1 protein-coding gene is annotated in these 1,043 nt (G+C 65.4%); it reads left to right on the top strand.

Annotated features, from left to right (window positions below; all coding sequences use genetic code 11):
* Positions 1-1,043, top strand: a 1,043-nt coding sequence (locus HNQ08_RS27080) for a penicillin-binding transpeptidase domain-containing protein (protein ID WP_268240047.1), incomplete at both ends; no start/stop codon positions are given.

The raw sequence follows: 1,043 nt of genomic DNA, 5'->3' as shown, positions 1-1,043 counted from the left end.
ACCCTGCAGGTCACGCAACACAGCCAGTATGCGGTGCAGTCGGCCAGCAACTTCCAGCGCGATGAGGTGATCCGTGCCCTGCGCGGCGAGATCCGTACCCGCGACGGCGTGCTGCTCGCCACCAACCGACTGGCCGTCGATCTGGTCTACACCGGGCGCAGGGCCGCCGAGCGCGGTGAGGCCATTCCTGCCTGGGACAAGATCGTGTACCTGGCGGGTATCAAGCCGGATGCCCTGAAAGATGGGCAACCCCGCGAACCGGATTTCAAGAAGGAAACCGAAACCATGTTGGCCCGCAACGTGCCGCAGGAAAAACTGGCGGCCCTCTACGAATACACCGTCCTGATCCCCAGCCTGGAACTGCGTGAGCGCGTCGAGCGCATCTACCCGGAGGGCAAGATGGCCGCTCACCTGCTGGGCTACGTGCAGGAGGCCACCCAGAAACAGGTGGAGGAGGACGGTTACACCGTCGGGGATCTGGTGGGCCGCTCCGGGCTGGAATACAGCCTGCAAAAGACGCTGGAAGGCCAGAACGGCGTGCTGCGGCGCGAGGTCACGGCGACGGGCCGCCCACTTACCGAACGCGTGATCGATCCGGGCACCCGTGGTCAGGACGTGGTTCTGACCATCGACAGCCGCCTGCAACGTGCCGCCGAGGATGCCCTGCGCAAGGGACTGGCCGATGTAAACGAGGGCCGCAAGCACTACGGCAAGCCTCCGGAACCCTTCACGCGCGGCGCGGTGATCGCCATCGATCCACGCACCAACCAGGTGCTGGCGATGGCCTCCAGCCCGGCCTACGATCCCAACTGGTTCTCGCGAGTGCCCAGCCCCGATCCCGTCGCCAAGAACTGGGCGATTGACCCCAACCGCAAGGACGCTGCGCTGGACGCCGTGACCAGCAACCGCGTGGTGCAGGCGTACAACCCCGGCAGCGTCTTCAAGATCGCCACCACGCTGATGTACGTCGAGCGCTGGGGCAATTTCTCGCTGTCCTGCGCGCCGACGTACTACTTCGGGCGGGCACGCTTCAACAACTGGTC

The organism is Deinococcus humi (assembly GCF_014201875.1).
GTDB classification, from domain to species: Bacteria; Deinococcota; Deinococci; order Deinococcales; family Deinococcaceae; genus Deinococcus; species Deinococcus humi.
The sequence above is the reverse complement of the archived record's forward strand: the minus strand, read 5'-3'. Positions and strand labels throughout refer to the sequence as shown.